Origin of the sequence: Nocardioides sp. Root190, from assembly GCF_001428565.1 — a bacterium.
Classification (GTDB): domain Bacteria; phylum Actinomycetota; class Actinomycetes; order Propionibacteriales; family Nocardioidaceae; genus Nocardioides.
In genome coordinates, this window is the sequence record NZ_LMIA01000014.1 from 21,556 (window position 1) to 37,135 (window position 15,580).

At 71.5% G+C, this 15,580-nt stretch carries 17 protein-coding genes; 7 read left to right on the forward strand and 10 right to left on the reverse strand.

All coding sequences use genetic code 11. From position 1 onward, the window contains the following. Positions 1-12: 12 nt before the first annotated feature. Complete coding sequence (locus ASE01_RS22860; protein WP_056758371.1) at positions 13-1,611, forward strand: cation:proton antiporter family protein; 1,599 nt, start codon at positions 13-15, stop codon at positions 1,609-1,611. A gap of 55 nt (positions 1,612-1,666) precedes the next feature. On the opposite strand, the gene ASE01_RS22865 is transcribed toward ASE01_RS22860, so the two are convergent. Together ASE01_RS22865 and ASE01_RS24700 are read right to left on the reverse strand one after the other, a co-directional pair. Continuing rightward, entirely contained in the window at positions 1,667-3,298 is a 1,632-nt protein-coding gene (locus ASE01_RS22865; RefSeq protein WP_056758374.1) for a GMC oxidoreductase, read from the reverse strand. A 102-nt stretch (positions 3,299-3,400) separates the two neighbouring features. Then, positions 3,401-3,553, reverse strand: coding sequence for a hypothetical protein (locus ASE01_RS24700; protein ID WP_157537774.1), 153 nt, complete (start codon positions 3,551-3,553; stop codon positions 3,401-3,403). 47 nt (positions 3,554-3,600) lie between these two features. Between ASE01_RS24700 and ASE01_RS24705 the strand changes: the two genes are divergently transcribed. From ASE01_RS24705 to ASE01_RS22875, 3 genes are all read left to right on the forward strand, one after another. Continuing rightward, positions 3,601-3,777: a hypothetical protein gene (locus tag ASE01_RS24705; RefSeq protein WP_157537775.1), complete on the forward strand. Its 177-nt coding sequence runs from the start codon at positions 3,601-3,603 to the stop codon at positions 3,775-3,777. 127 nt (positions 3,778-3,904) lie between these two features. Next, on the forward strand, positions 3,905-4,306 hold the full coding sequence (locus ASE01_RS22870; protein ID WP_056758378.1) for a hypothetical protein: 402 nt from the start codon (positions 3,905-3,907) through the stop codon (positions 4,304-4,306). Further along, on the forward strand, positions 4,303-5,136 hold the full coding sequence (locus ASE01_RS22875) for a polysaccharide deacetylase family protein (protein ID WP_056758381.1): 834 nt from the start codon (positions 4,303-4,305) through the stop codon (positions 5,134-5,136). Before ASE01_RS22870 ends, ASE01_RS22875 begins: the two co-directional genes overlap by 4 nt. On the opposite strand, the gene ASE01_RS22880 is transcribed toward ASE01_RS22875, so the two are convergent. The 4 genes from ASE01_RS22880 to ASE01_RS22895 all read right to left on the reverse strand — a co-directional run bounded on the left by ASE01_RS22880 (position 5,081) and on the right by ASE01_RS22895 (position 8,822). Beyond that, entirely contained in the window at positions 5,081-6,025 is a 945-nt protein-coding gene (locus tag ASE01_RS22880; protein ID WP_082606339.1) for a DUF72 domain-containing protein, read from the reverse strand. The two genes, ASE01_RS22875 and ASE01_RS22880, sit on opposite strands and share 56 nt — an antisense overlap. A gap of 68 nt (positions 6,026-6,093) precedes the next feature. Next, complete coding sequence (locus ASE01_RS22885; protein WP_056758385.1) at positions 6,094-6,792, reverse strand: lysoplasmalogenase; 699 nt, start codon at positions 6,790-6,792, stop codon at positions 6,094-6,096. 39 nt (positions 6,793-6,831) lie between these two features. Next, a complete protein-coding gene (locus ASE01_RS22890; RefSeq protein WP_056758389.1) occupies positions 6,832-7,272 on the reverse strand; it encodes an HNH endonuclease in 441 nt (146 codons plus the stop codon). A 404-nt stretch (positions 7,273-7,676) separates the two neighbouring features. Beyond that, positions 7,677-8,822 carry a PucR family transcriptional regulator gene (locus ASE01_RS22895; RefSeq protein WP_056758392.1) on the reverse strand — a complete coding sequence of 382 codons (1,146 nt, stop codon included), beginning with the start codon at positions 8,820-8,822 and terminating at the stop codon, positions 7,677-7,679. A gap of 82 nt (positions 8,823-8,904) precedes the next feature. On the opposite strand from ASE01_RS22895, the gene ASE01_RS22900 reads away from it, so the two are divergent. Beyond that, positions 8,905-9,828: a proline dehydrogenase family protein gene (locus tag ASE01_RS22900; RefSeq protein WP_056758837.1), complete on the forward strand. Its 924-nt coding sequence runs from the start codon at positions 8,905-8,907 to the stop codon at positions 9,826-9,828. Positions 9,829-9,891: 63 nt separating this feature from the next. Then, positions 9,892-11,529 (forward strand): L-glutamate gamma-semialdehyde dehydrogenase, encoded by a 1,638-nt coding sequence (gene pruA, locus ASE01_RS22905; RefSeq protein ID WP_056758396.1) that lies wholly within the window; start codon positions 9,892-9,894, stop codon positions 11,527-11,529. Between the two features lie 27 nt (positions 11,530-11,556). Here the strand turns inward: pruA and ASE01_RS24710 are convergent, their stop codons facing one another. From ASE01_RS24710 to ASE01_RS22915, 4 genes are all read right to left on the reverse strand, one after another. Next, positions 11,557-11,700: a hypothetical protein gene (locus ASE01_RS24710; RefSeq protein ID WP_157537777.1), complete on the reverse strand. Its 144-nt coding sequence runs from the start codon at positions 11,698-11,700 to the stop codon at positions 11,557-11,559. Between the two features lie 5 nt (positions 11,701-11,705). Next, complete coding sequence (locus tag ASE01_RS25460; protein WP_268789695.1) at positions 11,706-11,828, reverse strand: hypothetical protein; 123 nt, start codon at positions 11,826-11,828, stop codon at positions 11,706-11,708. Positions 11,829-11,919: 91 nt separating this feature from the next. Further along, positions 11,920-13,092 (reverse strand): glycoside hydrolase family 6 protein, encoded by a 1,173-nt coding sequence (locus ASE01_RS22910; protein ID WP_056758400.1) that lies wholly within the window; start codon positions 13,090-13,092, stop codon positions 11,920-11,922. A gap of 43 nt (positions 13,093-13,135) precedes the next feature. Then, on the reverse strand, positions 13,136-14,323 hold the full coding sequence (locus ASE01_RS22915) for a S1C family serine protease (protein ID WP_056758404.1): 1,188 nt from the start codon (positions 14,321-14,323) through the stop codon (positions 13,136-13,138). A gap of 92 nt (positions 14,324-14,415) precedes the next feature. On the opposite strand from ASE01_RS22915, the gene ASE01_RS22920 reads away from it, so the two are divergent. Then, positions 14,416-15,474, forward strand: coding sequence for an alpha/beta fold hydrolase (locus ASE01_RS22920; RefSeq protein WP_200958987.1), 1,059 nt, complete (start codon positions 14,416-14,418; stop codon positions 15,472-15,474). Positions 15,475-15,580: the final 106 nt, after the last annotated feature.

Below are 15,580 nucleotides of genomic sequence, written 5' to 3' on the forward strand. Positions count from 1 at the left end.
CCCGAGGCAGGTATGGGCAACACCGAGGCGATCCTTCTCGCCGCACTGATCGCCGGAGCAGGCGCGACGCTGCTGCGACTCCCGCCCCTCGTCGGGTTCCTGGCGGCGGGCTTCTTCCTGGTCCCGCTCGGAGTCGAGGCGACCCCGACCCTCGACACCGTCGCCGACCTGGGCGTCACGATCCTGCTGTTCGGCGTCGGGCTCAAGGTCGACCTGCGCTCGCTCGCCCGACGGGAGGTGTGGCTGACGACGACGGTCCACACCGTCGGCAGTGCTCTGATCGGTGCGGCGCTGATCGGGTTCCTGGCGACGATCGGCCTCGGGGCTGCCGCAGGCCTGGACCCCGCAGGGTGGGCACTGATCGGCTTCGCGCTGTCCTTCTCGAGCACGGTCCTCGTGGTCAAGCTCCTCGAGGAGCGCAACGCCACCCGGTCGCTCAGCGGCCGCACCGCCATCGGCGTCCTGGTGATCCAGGACCTCGCCGCGGTCACCTTCCTCGCCGTCGCCGAAGGACATGCGCCGAGCCGCTGGGCAGTCCTGCTGTTCCTGCTGATCCCGGCGGCGCCCGTGCTGCGCCACCTGCTGGCCCGGCTCGGCCACGACGAGCTGTTGCCGCTGTTCGGCGTCGTGCTGGCGCTGGTGCCCGGCTACTGGCTCTTCGACAGCCTCGACGTCAAGGGCGACCTGGGCGCTCTGGTGCTCGGCATGTTGCTCGCCTCGGCGCCGCGCGCCGGCGAGCTCGCCAAGAGCCTGTTCACCATCAAGGACCTGTTGCTGGTCGGGTTCTTCGTCTCGATCGGGCTGGCAGGAGTGCCGAGCCCGGACGAGCTGCTGATCTCGGCGCTGCTGCTCCTGCTGCTGCCCGTCCAGGCACTCGGTTTCTCCCTGCTCTTCTGGCTGTGCCGGTTCCGGCGACGCACCTCGGTGCTCACCTCGACCGTGCTGACGAACTTCTCGGAGTTCGGACTGATCGTCGTCGTGGCCGCGCCCGCCGGCGTGCTCGGCGAGGAGTGGACCGCGATCCTCGGCACGGCCGTGGCCGCGAGCTTCGTCGTCTCCTCCCTCCCGATCGACCGCGGCGAGCGACTCGTCCTGCTCCTGCGGCGGATGCTCCCGGACCGTCCGCTCGAGGAGAGCCATGAGGAGGACCGGCCGCTGGACGCAGGCGACTGCCAGGCCGTGGTGCTCGGGATGGGACGCGTGGGCCGGGCCGCCTACGAACGCCTCCGCGACACCTACGACCTCCGCGTGCTCGGGATCGAGGCCGCACGGGACCGCTGCGAGCGCCTGTGCGCCGCGGGCTACAACGTGGTCGAGGGTGATGCCACCGACCCGGAGCTGTGGTCGGCGGAGTCCTTCCAGCACACCTCGCTGGTGCTGCTCGCGATGCCCTTCCACGGCAGCAACATCGCCGTCCTCGGCCGGCTCCGCGACAGCGGCTACACCGGCACCGTCGCCGTCGTCGCGCAGTTCGACGAGGACCTCGAGCAGGCGACCGAGCAGGGAGCCGACACCGGTTTCCAGATGTACGACGGCGCCGGCGCCGAGCTCGCCGACCGCGCCGTCGCCCTCATCGCGGACCGGCTGCGGACACCACCCACGGACGAGTGAGGCCCCCGGGGCCGGTGCGACGTGCGTCGTACCAGCCCCGGGAACCCCGTGGCGCTCAGATGTCGGTGGCGATGATCTTGTCGATGTTGCGCTCGGCCAGGGCCGTGATCGTGACGAACGGGTTCACGGTCGTGTTGCCGCCGATCAGCGCGCCGTCGATGACGTAGAGGCCGGGGTAGCCGGGCAGGCGACCGTAGTTGTCGGTGGCCTTGTTGAGCACGGCGCCGCCGAGCGGGTGGTAGGTGAGGCCGTCCTGCCAGACCTTGTAGGCGCCGAAGAGGTCGGTGCGGTAGATCGTGCCTTCCTTGCTGTTGATCTTGTCGAAGATCGTCTTGGCCATGGCGATCGAGTCCTGCTTCCAGGCGGTCTGCCAGGACAGGTCGACCTTGTTGGCGGCGGCGTTCCAGGTGAATTCCGCACGCCGGGTGGTGTTGGTGATGGACAGGTAGAGCGAGGCGTAGGTCTCGATGCCGGTGGGCAGCGGCGCGACCTCCGCGAAGGCGCCGCCGGCGTCCCAGTTGTCGATGCCCGAGCAGGGGATCGTGGACTGCAGGGTGCCCGTGGAGTCCCACATGTGGTTGGCGCGGCCGCACATGACGTTGCCGTTCTCGCCCCAGCCCTTGCCGGTCTCGTTGTTCAGCGCGGGGAGTGCGCCCGTGGCCTTGAGCTTGACCAGGAGCTTGCTCGTCCCGACGCTGCCTGCGGCGAAGAAGACCTTGGCCGCGGTGACGGTCTTGGTGGCGACCACGTCGCCCGAGGTGTTGATCTGTTCGATCGTCACGGTGTAGCCGCCGCCCGCAGCCGGAGTCACCGAGGTCACCCGGTGCAGCGCGGAGACGTTGACCCGTCCGGTGGCGAGCGCCGAGGCGAGGTAGGTCTGGACGAGCGACTTCTTGCCGTGGTCGTTGCCGTACATGACCTGGCCGTCCAGTGCCGAGCGGGTGACCGTTCCGGCTTGCTCGGCCTTCATGTAGTTCCAGTCGTAGGTGTCGGGGACGAAGGTCCACGCGAAGCCCGATCGCTGGGCGTGCTTGCGGCCGACGCGGGAGTACTTGTAGCACTCGGCCGTCTCGAACCAGGCCGGGTCGATGGAGCCGACGCCGAGGGCGGCATTGGCCCGCGGGTAGTAGGTGGTGTACATCTCGGCGGCGTCGACCGACGGGAGGATCGAGGAGAAGCGGGACTGCTTCGGAGTCACGGCCATGCCGCCGTTGACGAGCGATCCGCCACCCACGCCGCGGCCCTGGTACACCGTGATGCCGGCGAACTCCTCGGCGTCGAGCACGCCGGTGTACTTCGTGATGGTCGAGTCGATCGGGAAGCCGAAGAAGTTGCTCACGGGCGCCTTCGACTTCGTGCGGAGCCAGTAGGCCCGCTGGTCGGGGGAGGTCACCTTGGCGAAGATCTTGCCGTCGGAGCCGGGGGTGGTCCACGACATGCCCATCTCGATCATCTCGACCGGCACCCCGGCCTGGGCGAGCCGCAGGGCGGCCACCGCGCCGCCGTACCCGGTGCCGATGACCAGGGCGGGCACCGTGGCACCGTTGCCGATCGCTGCCGCGGCGGGTGCGGCCGTGAGTGCGGGCAGGCCCGCGGCCGCGGCGCCGAGCGCGGTGCCGGAGCCGGCCAGGAAGCCGCGTCGGGAGAACCGTGCGCGTCCGAGCTCCTGGGGGATGACGTCGTTCATGTGTGACCTGCCTCACAGTGGGGGGATGTGGAACAGGTTCTACATGTTCTGGTGAGGGTTCGTCACCACCTACTGGTGGGTAATGCGTGGCGTCGAGCGACCTCAGCGCGTCGGGCGCCGCCACAACTGCCAGCACCAGGCCATGCAGATGGCCCAGGCGGCGAGCACGACGAGGTCGTCGAGGTGGAGGCCGTGGGTCTCGGTGACCACCCAGATCACCGGGCCCGAGATCCGCGAGCTGCCGGCGACCGCCATGAGGGTGTGAGCTGGTCCGGGCGTTCGAGGAGGTCGACGGACAGCCGTTGCCGGTCATCGACGCCCCGCGCCGTCCCGGTGACTCGGTCGGTGCCTACACCCGCAGCGACAAGGCTGCGAGGCTCCTCGACTGGTCCACGGAGTTCACCGTGGCCGAGGGGATCGCGCACACGCTGGCGTGGTTCGACCGTCGGGGGGAGACCCTTCCGGACCTCGCCGGATGAGCCGGACGGGCCGGAGGAGCCGTCTGGACGGGGTCGGGTGACGTCGGTCGTGGGGCACCGTGAGAAGGCTGGAAAAAAGTCACCGGCCGCCGGGATCAGGACGCCCTCCCGGCTGCACTGGTGGGACATGCGCAACCAGCAGGTCCTCGACGCTCCGCCGATGCGGGCGGTGGTCCCGACGACCCTCAGCGCGGTGATGACCGCGAGCCTGTTCGGCGAGCCGGTCCGCGGACGCGTGCTGCTCGCGGTCGGTGACCAGTGGGTGGAGGAGCTCCTGACGATGCTCCCGTTCGCGGAGCGCCATGTCGGCGACGTCCACTTCGTGCCGACCTCCGACGGCCCCGGGCTCCGGCCCTGCAGCATGGGCCTCCTGGTCCTCGACCCGGCGCTCGCGCGGCTCGAGTCGCTCCGCCCGGCGCTGGTCCGTGGCGGGGCGCTCGCCGAGATCGGCGCCGACGGCAGGGTTCGCTGGACCAAGGACACCGCGGTGCCACGGGAGATCGGTCGTCTGCGGGGCGGCCGGCGATGAGGCCGACGACGCGCACCGCAGCGCGGATCGCCCGTCCCGGCGTACGGGTGCTCGACGGGATCAGCCGCGCCGGCGCCCGACCACAGCCGCTCACCCTCCTCGGCTGGCACCGTCTGGGCCGCACCTCGGGGGACGGCCTGACCACGACCTTCGACGACTTCCGCCGCCACCTCGACGTCCTCGACGAGTGGGGCGCCACGGTCCTCCCGCTCGACACCGCGGTCGAGCTGATGGCGGCGGGCGAGCTGCCGCCCCGTGCGGTCGCGCTCACCTTCGACGACGGCTATGCGAGTGTCTCGGAGCAGGCCTGGCCGGAGCTCCGCAGGCGAGGACTGCCCGCCACAATGTTCGTCGTCAGCGGCTACCTCGACGGTCGGCGGACCTTCTCGTGGGACCGCAACGACAGCGACGTCGAGCGGATCCGCCTGGTCGAGCGGCCCGGTCTGATCGAGGCTGCCGCGGACGGCCTGGACATCGGCTCGCACACGGTCAGCCACCGGTGGTTGCGCCACCTCAACCCCCGCGAGATCGCGGTCGAGCTCGCCGCCTCCCGCGCCGGTCTCGAGGACGTCCTTCAGCGTCCGGTGCGCAGCTTCGCGTACCCGATGGGCGGCTGGACACCGGCGATCCGCGAGCAGGTCGCGGCCGCGGGCTACGACACCGCGATCACGGTGGACCGTGGGCGCAACGGCCAGTCCCACGACCCGCTCTCGCTGCGGCGCTGCTTCGCCTTCGACCGTCCCGACGACCTCCGGCTGCAGCTCGACGGCGGCTTCACCTGGGTCCGGCCCATCGACACCTTCCGGCAGCGTCGGGGTCCGCGGCTCTGAGCCGACCGTCCGCCCGGGTCGGGGTCCCGGCTGTGGTCGAGGCGTGCGGGTCGGGCTCCCGTTCGGCGCCCAGCATCCGCAGCAACCGTACGGCGTCGTGCGGTGCGTGGCCGCGGCCGTCGTTGTCGAGATGGACGTGGACGTCCTGGCCAGCACCGGCCCAGGCCCGACACCGGTCAGCCCACTCGCCGAGGAGTCGGTCGGAGTAACGGCTGCGGTAGAGCTCGGAGTGCCCGTGCAGGCGCACGTAACGGAAGGACGCGGTGTGGTGGTCGAGCAAGGGCCATGCGCCGGGCGAGTCGGAGGCGACCGTGGCCACGTCGTCGTCGGTGAGCAGCTGCGCAGCCTCGGGGCCGTCGAAGCTGGCGTGGCGGGGCTCGACGGCGTGACGCAGGGGCGCGTCGGGAGTGGGTGACTCGGTCACGGCCGCGGCCTCGGGGAGTCGGCCGTCGTGGTCCTTCGCGAGCTGCGCCGCCTCGCCGGCCGTCCGGGGCAGGGCCGCGAGGAAGTCGGCGAGCACGTCGGGACGCAGGACGGTGCGTGAGGGGAGCTGCCACAGCACCACGTCCAACCGCTCGCCGAGCGCGAGGACACCCGAGGCGAAGAAGTTGGCGAGTCCGGCGCGGGGATCGCGCAGCTGCTTCATGTGCGTGATGTAGCGGCTTCCCTTCACCGCGAAGCGGTGGTCCACGGGCACCAACTGGGCCCACCTGCGGAACGAGGCCGGCTGCTGGAGCCGGTAGAACGTCGCGTTCACCTCGGTCGCCGTCGTACGGGCCGCGACGAAGCGCAGCTCGTCGGCTGCCGGGAGGTCGCTCGGGTAGAAGTCGCCGTGCCACGAGCGGTAGGACCAGCCCGAGGTTCCGACGAGGTAGCGGCCGTGCGCCATGTCGGCTCCTCTGCTCGCGGTGTCGTCCTGTCCTGCAGTTCCCCGGATCGCAGTCGGCAACCGGCGTACTAGCCCGTCGGCAGGACCTGGCTGCGTGCGGCGCCCTCGGAGATGAGGAACTGCCCGGCGGTGTACGTCGCCATGACCGCGGCCTCCAGCCGGTGCGGCGGGTCGGACAGCAGGAAGGTCCGGCTCCCGAGCAGCGAGTCGGACAGCAGGAACAGCCCGGCGCCCGCCGCGGTCAGCAGCCGGGCGCTGCGGGGCAGGTCGGCCGAGAGGTGCTGGGCGCTCGCGACCATGCCGGACAGCACTGCCGAGTAGCCGAGGACGGTCGGACCGAGGGACCTGTCCTGCCGGGTCGCCGCGAGGGCCATCACCGGAGCCGAGGCCGCCCAGGCCCCGGACACGACGCGCACGGCCCGGTTGCCCCGGTGGGGAGCCTCGTCACGGTTGCGGGCGAACCCCGCGATGTAGGCGAGGTGACCGACGCCGAAGGACCCGGCGCCGGCGGCGAAGGACCGCGGTCCCTCGCCGAGCAGCAGTACGTCGCCCCCGAAGCCGGCTGCCTGGCCGAGCAGTGTCGTCGTGCGCAGGCTCGCTCCGTCCGCCCGGGGGTTCGTCGCCAGCGAGGCACCCAGCACCGGCATGAGCACCGGCTTCGTGAGGAAGCGGGCACGGTGTGCCCACGGGTGCGCCGAACCCGCCAGGGCCGTGTCGGTCGCGGCCAGGGCGGCATAGGCGAGCTTCCACTTCGTCGACGTACGCACGTCGGCAATCTAGATGCTGCGCGGCCCGCCCGGGCCCACTCAGGTCAGGGCGAGCTGGGCCCGGGTCGGGACGTAGGGCTCGACGAGCAGCCGCATGCCTGCCTCGCGCGGCGTGCGGTTGGCCTTGCGACCGTTGCACGGACCGCAGGCGGCGACCGTGTTGAGCCACGACCAGGCGCCGCCCCGGCTCTGGGGGAGCAGGTGGTCGATGGTGGTGGCGTGGCGCCCGCAGTAGGCGCAGTGGTGGCGGTCCCGCTTGAGGACGCCGGAGCGGGAGTAGCCCGCCGGGCGGTACATCCACTTGGCGGCGACGTACCGGATCAGCCGGATCACCCGCGGCCACGGGTGCGGCCCGACCATCCGGTCCTCGTGGGCCTCCTCCACCGTCGCGACCTCGCGGAAGAGCATCCGCACGGCGTGCTGGAAGGTCACCGTGCCGAGGGGTTCGTAGGAGGCGTTGAGCAGCATGACGGTCGTCATCGCGGGTCTCGCCTCCTCGGGGTGGTGCTCTGCGTGGTGCGGGCTGCACTCCTGTCTGAGAGATGCGTAGTCGCCGGGTGTTTCCGGTCGGCCACGAGGGCGTGAAATGCAGAAGGCCACTGCTGCAGCCCTGTTCGACGGTACGCCGACGGGGGCATCCCTGCCCACCGATTTCCGGTGCGGCGCAGATCGCTTGTAACTACGTGTTCGTGTTCAGATCCGCCTGTCACAGCACCCGGGTAGGTGCCACAGCACCCGGGCAGATGCCAGCGAGGGGGTGGCGTCCTCCCGCTCGCGCCGCTGGGCACCCGGCTGTTCGGGCGAGTGGCTACCCGGGTGCTGTGGCACCTACCCGGGCGTTGTGACGTGCCATTTGGTGCATGGACACGTAGTTACAAGCGAGATCAGGTGCTGAGGTGGGGTGCGAGCTCCAGCGCGAGGTGCAGGCGCAGGCGGTCCTGGCCGCGGGACAGGTCGAGGCCGGCGGCCTTCTCGACCTGCGCGAGCCGGTGGTAGACGGTCTGCCGGTGCACGGCGAGCCGGTCGGCGGTGCGCGAGGCGCTGCCGGCCTCGTCCAGCCAGGTGCGGGCGGTCGCGATGGCGTCGGCCGAGGCAGTGGCGAGCAGGTGCTCGATCCCCGGAGGGACGGCGGCGGCCCGGAGGTCGTCGTCGCGGGCGACGCCGAGCAGGGCCAGCGGGCCGAGCCGGTCCCAGCGGACGACCACGCCGGGCGGACGGGTCCGCGCGACGCGCAGGCCGACCCGGGCGCCGCGGTAGGCCGTGGGCAGTGCGTCGATCCCGTCGACGACCGGGCCGACGGCGGCGTGGGTGTGGTCGTCGAGGCTGGCCAGCCGGCGGCCGATCCCGAGTGCGTCGAGGAGGTCGCCCAGGTCCTGGGCGCCGGCGATCAGGTCGGCGCGGACCGCGGCCGCGACCGTGCCGGGACCACTCCGCACCCAGAACACCCCGGCGCGTGAGGGCCGGCTGGAGATCTGGTCCAGCAGCTCGGGCCGCTCGAGCAGCGCGCAGGTGAGCGGCTCGGCGAGGTCGAGCCCGGACGCACGGGCCAGGTCGAGCGCCGACTCGCGGGCGGCGAGCTGGCCACCCTCGACGAGGTCGCGGAACACGGCGTCACGATGGGCCTGGCGTCGTTCGGCCACGCCCAGCAACCGGGCGGCGGCCTCGGCGATCCGGCTCGCCTCGGGCCAGGTCGCGGGATCGATCCGTTCCTCGGGGTCCAGCAGCCAGAAGTACCCGTGGACCCGGCCGAGGTGGCGGGCCGGGACGCAGAGTCGCGCGACGATCCCCAGTCCGGGGTCTCCGGGGGTGCGCAGCGGACCGTCGGACTGCTCGATGCCCTGCGCCCGGAACCATGCCCGGACCTCCTCGCTCGAGCGGCGCTGCAGGATCGAGCGCTGCCGGATGCTGTCGACCGCGTCGTCGGCGCGGTGGTCGGAGAAGGCGATCAGCCGGAAGTCGGGGTCCTCCAGCGTGCACGGTGCATCGGTCAGGCGGGCCAGGTCCTCGACCAGGTCATCGAGCGATGTCACCAGACAAGCGTCACACAATCTGCCGCGGAATCGATGACAGATGTCGATGGGCCCCGGCGTCGCGCGCTCCTACGGTGAAGACATGCTCAGCCAGACCCTGAACCGTGCCTCGCGCAGTGTCCGCGCCCGCCGCGCGGTCGAGTCACTGCCGATCACCCGCAACGTCGTCAACCGCTTCGTGGCCGGTGAGACGACCAGCGACGCAGTGGACGCCTCGGTCGGCCTGCTCGCCCGGGGCCGGTCCATCACGATCGACGTGCTCGGGGAGGACGTCACCGACCTGGCTGGTGCTCGCGCGACCCGCGACGGCTATCTCGCGCTGCTGGCCGCGCTCGGCGAGGCCGGTTGTGCGGCCGGTGCCGACGTCTCGGTCAAGCTCTCTGCTGTCGGCCAGGCGCTGGCGTCCGGCGAGGAGGTCGCCACCGCTCACGCGCGTGAGATCTGTGCGGCCGCCGGGGCCGTCGGCGCGACCGTGACCCTCGACATGGAGGACCACACCACGACGGACTCCACCCTGGCGATCGGCACGCTCCTCCGCGCCGAGCACCCGTGGGTCGGCAACGTGCTCCAGTCCAACCTGCTCCGGACACCGGGCGACATCACCGACCTGGCCGGGGCCGGCGTCCGGATCCGCCTGGTCAAGGGCGCCTACCGCGAGCCCTCCGGGGTCGCGCTGCCGCGCAAGGCCGACGTCGACCATGCCTACGGCCGGGCGATCGACGCCCTGATGACCTCGCCCTGCTACCCGATGATCGCCACCCACGACCAGGAGATGCTCGCCCGCGCCGTCGCACGAGCCGCCGAGGCCGGCCGGGAGGCCGGCGACTGGGAGACCCAGATGTTGTACGGCGTCCGGACCGACCTGCAGCAGCAGACCGTCGACGCCGGACTGCAGATGCGGGTCTACCTCCCGTTCGGGACGGACTGGTACGGGTACTTCATGCGCCGACTCGCAGAGCGCCCCGCCAACGTCGCCTTCTTCGTCCGGGCCCTCGCCCACCGCTGAACCACCGCAGCACCGCAGCCCCGAATCGCCGCAGCCCCGCCGTCGTACCCGAGAGGAACCGTCATGGACGCCGTCACCACCCCGCCCACCCCGGTCAACGAGCCCAACCTGACCTACGCACCGGGGTCGGCCGAGCGGGACGCGCTCGCCGCGGAGATCTCCGCGATGGACGGGACCACCCGTCAGCTCGACGCGCACATCGGCGGCGAGTGGGTGGCCGGTGGCGGCGAGGAGATCGCCGTCGTGCAGCCGCACGCGCACCAGAAGGTGCTGGGCGTGCTCCGCAACAGCACCACTGCCGACGCCGAGGCAGCGATCGCCGCAGCCAGGGAGGCGGCGCCCGCCTGGCGCGCGCTGCCGTACGACGAGCGTGCGGCGGTGCTGCTGCGTGCGGCCGAGCTGCTGGCCGGTCCCTGGCGCCAGCGGCTGAACGCCGCGACGGTGCTCGGTCAGTCGAAGACGTCCTTCCAGGCCGAGATCGACGCCGCCTGCGAGCTGATCGACTTCTGGCGCTTCAATGCGCACTTCGGCCGCCAGATCCTGGCTGACCAGCCCATCGCCAACAGCACCGGCGTGTGGAACCGCACGGACCACCGACCCCTCGAGGGCTTCGTCTACGCGATCACGCCGTTCAACTTCACCGCGATCGCCGGCAACCTGCCCACCGCGCCGGCGCTGATGGGCAACACCGTCATCTGGAAGCCGTCGCCGACCCAGCAGGTCGCGGCCTCGCTCACCATGGAGCTCCTCACCGAGGCGGGCCTGCCGCCCGGGGTGATCAACATGCTGCCCGGCGACGGACTCGACGTCTCCGAGGTCGCGCTCGCCCACCCCGACCTGGCGGGCATCCACTTCACCGGCTCCACGCCGACCTTCCAGAAGCTCTGGCACACGGTGGGCACCAACCTCCCGTCGTACCGCACCTATCCGCGACTGGTCGGTGAGACCGGCGGCAAGGACTTCGTCATCGCGCACCCCAGTGCCGATCCCGACGTGCTGCGGACCGCGTTGATCCGCGGCGCCTTCGAGTTCTCCGGCCAGAAGTGCTCGGCCGCCTCCCGCGCCTACGTGCCGCGCTCCCTGTGGGAGCGGATGGGCGATGACCTCGTCGCGCAGACCGACGCTCTCCCGATCGGTGACCCCACCGACTTCGCGAACTTCACCGGCGCCGTCATCGATGCGCGGGCGTTCGCCAGGCACGAGGCGGCGATCGAGCGCGCCAAGGCCACGCCCGGGCTGGAGATCGTGGCCGGTGGCAGCGTCGACGACAGCGTCGGATGGTTCGTGCGCCCCACGATCGTGCTCGCCGACGACCCGGCGGACGAGATGTTCTCCACCGAGTACTTCGGCCCGATCCTCGTCGTGCACGTGTACGACGACCGCGCCTCCGGTGCGTTCGAGACGATCGTGCGGCAGGCGGAGTCGGCGGCGCCGTACGCCCTCACCGGCTCGATCCTCGCCACCGATCGCCGCGTCATCGACTGGGCCAGCAACGAGCTCCGCTTCGCCGCGGGCAACTTCTACGTCAACGACAAGCCGACCGGAGCGGTCGTCGGTCAGCAGCCGTTCGGCGGCGGTCGCGCGTCGGGCACCAACGACAAGGCCGGCTCGCCGCTCAACCTGCTGCGCTGGACCTCGCCGCGCTCGATCAAGGAGACGCTGGTCCCGCCGACCGATCACCGGCACCCGCACATGGGGTGACAGCGTCGTAGTGTGCTGACACGGACGTCAGCGTTCGTCGAGCGCGCAGTAGGTCACCTCACAGGTGTCGGTGTGGCGGGTGCAGTGGGTGATGGTCGCTCCGCTGCTGCGCAGTCGGGCGAGAACCCGGGCCAGCTCGTCGATGGTGACGGTGATGGTCTGCCAGGTCATGGTGCTCACCTCCTCGGCCCATCGCTCACCAGGTGCAACAGCTCGTTGCGCAGGGCGAGCCGGAGGTCGGCGGCACTCGGGTGGACGCCGCTTCCCGTCGGGATCGTCGCGGCAACGGTGGTGGTCATGTCATCACCATGCGCCGGCGACGTACGTGCCGGCATCTGTGGCACTACCTATGCCATTACGCATTTCCTTCCGGCCGGCACGCGTAGGCGCTCAGCGCGAGAAGCGCGTGTACGTCGCCATCCGCACCGTGCGGGACTCGGTCCGCGCGTCGTTGCCGCCCTGCTGCATCCAGCGCCAGCCGCGGCCGAACCAGAGGTAGCCGTCGACGTACTGCAGTGCCTGACGGCGCAGTGTGGGCTGGTCGGTGCCGAGGCCCAGCTTGGCGGCCTCGGGGCCGACGGGATTCCAGGTCGGGCGGTGGCCGATGGTCTGGCACACCCGCTCGGAGCGGGAGCCACAGGTGGGGGTGTTGTCGAACTGGTAGTACTCGTTGCCGGTGGAGCGGTAGAGGCTGCCCCAGCGGGCGTTCCACTGGCTCCACGTGAACGGCGTGCCGTTGTCGGCGGTGTCGATGACGGCACGCTTGCCGCGGATCCCGGCCTTGGTCAGCGCGGCGGAGAGCCGGGCGGCGAAGGCGACGTTGGAGGCGACCGAGTCGTAGTGGGTGGCGCCGAGGGCGAAGCCGCGGACGTACTGGATGCCGCTGGCCCGCAGCAACCGGACCGCCTCGTCGAGGTGCAACCAGTCCGCCGAACCTGCGTCGAGGTAGATCGACTCGCGGCGCAGGACCGTGGAGAGGTACTTCGCCGCCCACGCCGTCATCTTCATCCGCGTGCCCGGTGTCGGGTCCGGCATGGTGCGCCCGTCGTTGCCGTGGTTGGCGGAGATCGCGAGGTCCGGCTCGAGGACGATCGCCACGCGGGCGGTGCCGATGCCGAGGGCGATCTGCTTGATCCACGACTGGTAGCGCGCCATCGACCAGGACATCGCCGGCCGCTTGCCGCGCACGACCTCGCCGTCGGGCCAGAGCCCGAAGATCGACAGCTGCACCAGTGCATCGGGGTCGCCGCGCTGCGCGTCCTTGACGTACGCCGTCACGGAGCGCCGCACGGTGTCGACGTTGCACGAACCGCAGTTGGCGAACCACCGCGCCCGCGGCGTCAGCGCGACCCGTCCGAGGACTGCCTTGCGGCTGGGGTTGGTCTCGGCGAGGTAGTTGAGCAGCTCGGGGTTCGCCCTGGTGGCGATCGTCGAGTGCTGCCACCGCCCGGGCTTCGCGAGCGGGTTCGACGGATTCAGCTCGGGTGCTGTGGCGCCGGCCGTGGCGAAGGACAGCACCGCCGCCACGAGCAGCAGCGCGACCAGGAGGAGACGATGACGCATCTCCTCCTGATCGGTTGGCGGCCTGCGGACCTGAGCGGGCGGCTCAGGACACCGGACCCTCGCCGAGGGTGACGAGTGCCGAGCGACGCTCGCCCGACGACGTGGTCCAGCTGATCCGCACCCGGTCGCCGGCAGCGTGGGCGGCGATCGCGGCACGGAGCTCGTCGGCCGTGCCGACGGCGGTGTCGTCGACGGCCGTGACGGTGTCCCCGGCGACGAGGCCGGTGCCTTCGGCGGCGGTGCCGTCGATGACCTGGGCGACCAGCGGAGTGGTCGCGTCCGGTGAGAGACCGACGCCCAGGTAGCCGTCGTACCCCAGGGTGACGTCGCCGCTGGCGGTGCCTGACTCGATCTGCTCGACGATCGCCTCCACGGTGGTGATCGCGATGGCGTAGCCGATGACGTCGCGGTTGCCGGTGGACGCGGCGACGTTCATGCCGACGACGTCCCCGTCGTCGTCGAGCACTGCGCCTCCGGAGTCGCCGGGGACGATGTAGGCGTCGAGCTTGATCAGGTCGGTCAGCCGGGCGGCGCTGCCGTCGGTGGACTGCACGGTGATGTCCTGGCCGAGGGCGGTGACGGTGCCGGGGGAAGCCGTCAGCGTTCCTCCGTCGCCGCCGGCGTCCCCCACGGCGACGATCTCGTCGCCGACCGCGGCAGCGTCCTCGGACAGGTCGACCGGCGTGAGGCCGCTGGCTCCCTCGAGTTGCAGGACTGCCACATCGGCCACGGCGTCCCCGCCGACGTACCTCGCGGTGTAGGTCTCGCCGGTCGACACCACCGTGACCTCCAGCGAGGTCGCGCCGGCGACGACGTGGTGGTTGGTCACGATGGTGCCGTCGGAGTCGAGGACCAGCCCGGTCCCGGCGCCGCTGCCGTTGGTGAGGGTCGAGGCGATCTGCACGATCCCCTCCGACTCCTCGTCGGTCGCGTCGGCCGCCGTCTCCGTCGACGTCTCGGCGGGCGCCGTCCCGGCGCCGGGGGAGAGGCCGGGTCCGCGCTGCTGGTACGGCGTCTGGTCGGTCGAGTCGGTGGGGTCGGTCGGGTCGTCGGTGTCCTGGGCTGCGGTCGAGGGGGTGGAGGCCGCGGCGCCGAAGCTGCCCGCCTCCTTCGCGTCCAGGAGCTGCAGCGCGACGGCTGCGCTGGCGGCGCCCGATCCGACGAGCAGCACGGAGGCGGCGGTGCCGGCGAGGACGAGGTGGCGGGTGCGGGTCGGGGTGCGGCTGCTCATGTGATCGAGGTTGCGCCGCGAGTCTGTGCGTTGGATGTGTGGCGACCAAGGACTGCCCACGAAACCGGCTGGCTCGGGCGTAGATTGAGATCGTGGCCAGCTCGAGGGCGTCCGCTCCCGTGACGCAGGAGGTGCGGTTCTGTCGCGCCGACGACGGGGTGCGCATCGCCTGGGCGCGGCACGGTTCCGGCCCGCCGTTGCTGGTCGTCTCCTGCTGGCTCAGCCACCTGCAGCACGACTGGCAGAGCCCGGTGTGGCGGCACTTCCTCGATGATCTCGGCGACATCGCCACGGTCCTGAGGTACGACGAACGCGGGTTCGGGCTGTCCGAGTGGGAGGTCTCCGACTTCTCGCTCGCCCGCCGGGTCGCGGACCTCGAGGCACTGGTCGCGGCGACCGGGCTGGATCGCTTCGCGGTGCTGGGCATGTCGGGCGGCGCGCCGGTTGCGCTGGCCTACGCCCACGCGCATCCCGAGCGGGTGACCCGGCTGGTGCTCTACGGAGGCATGGCCGGCGGCGGCCTCGCGCAGGAGGACTCGGCCGCGGAGGAGGCGTTCCTGGCGATGATCAAGGCGGGCTGGGCACGACCGGATCCCTTGTTCCGCCGGGTGTTCACGAACGCCTTCATCCCGGATGCGTCCGAGGAGCAGATGGAGTGGATGGACGAGTTGCAGCGCACCTCGACCAACACAGACAACGCCGTCTGCAGCCGCATCGCCCGTCACGAGGTCGACGTGCGGGACCTGCTGCCCGGGATCACGGTGCCCACGCTCGTCACCCACGCCGAGGGCGACCGGGTCGCTCCCGACTGGGGCACCCGTCTCGCGACCGCGATCCCCGACGCGCGCCTGGTGATGCTGGAGTCGCGCAACCACGTGCTGCTCGCCGATGAACCCGCCTGGCCGGTCTTCCTGCACGAGGTCGAGGCCTTCCTGGCCGAGGACCGCGCCGGCGTGCCCGTGTCCAACCTGTCCGCCCGTGAGCGCGAGATCCTCGCGCTGGCGGCGGAAGGCCTCGACAACTCGGCGATCGCCGAGCGGCTGACCCTGAGTGTGCGGACCGTCGAGCGGCACTTCCAGAACATCTATCTCAAGCTCGGGCTCTCCGGCCGCACGGCGCGTGCCGCAGCAGTGGCACGCGCGCTGACCTGACCGTCGGGGCGTGCGTTGGTCGAGGAGGTCGCGCAGCGTCCGTCGGTCCGTTGGTCGAGGAGGTCGCGCAGCGACCGTCTCGAGACCTGGTGGGTTGGTGCCGGGT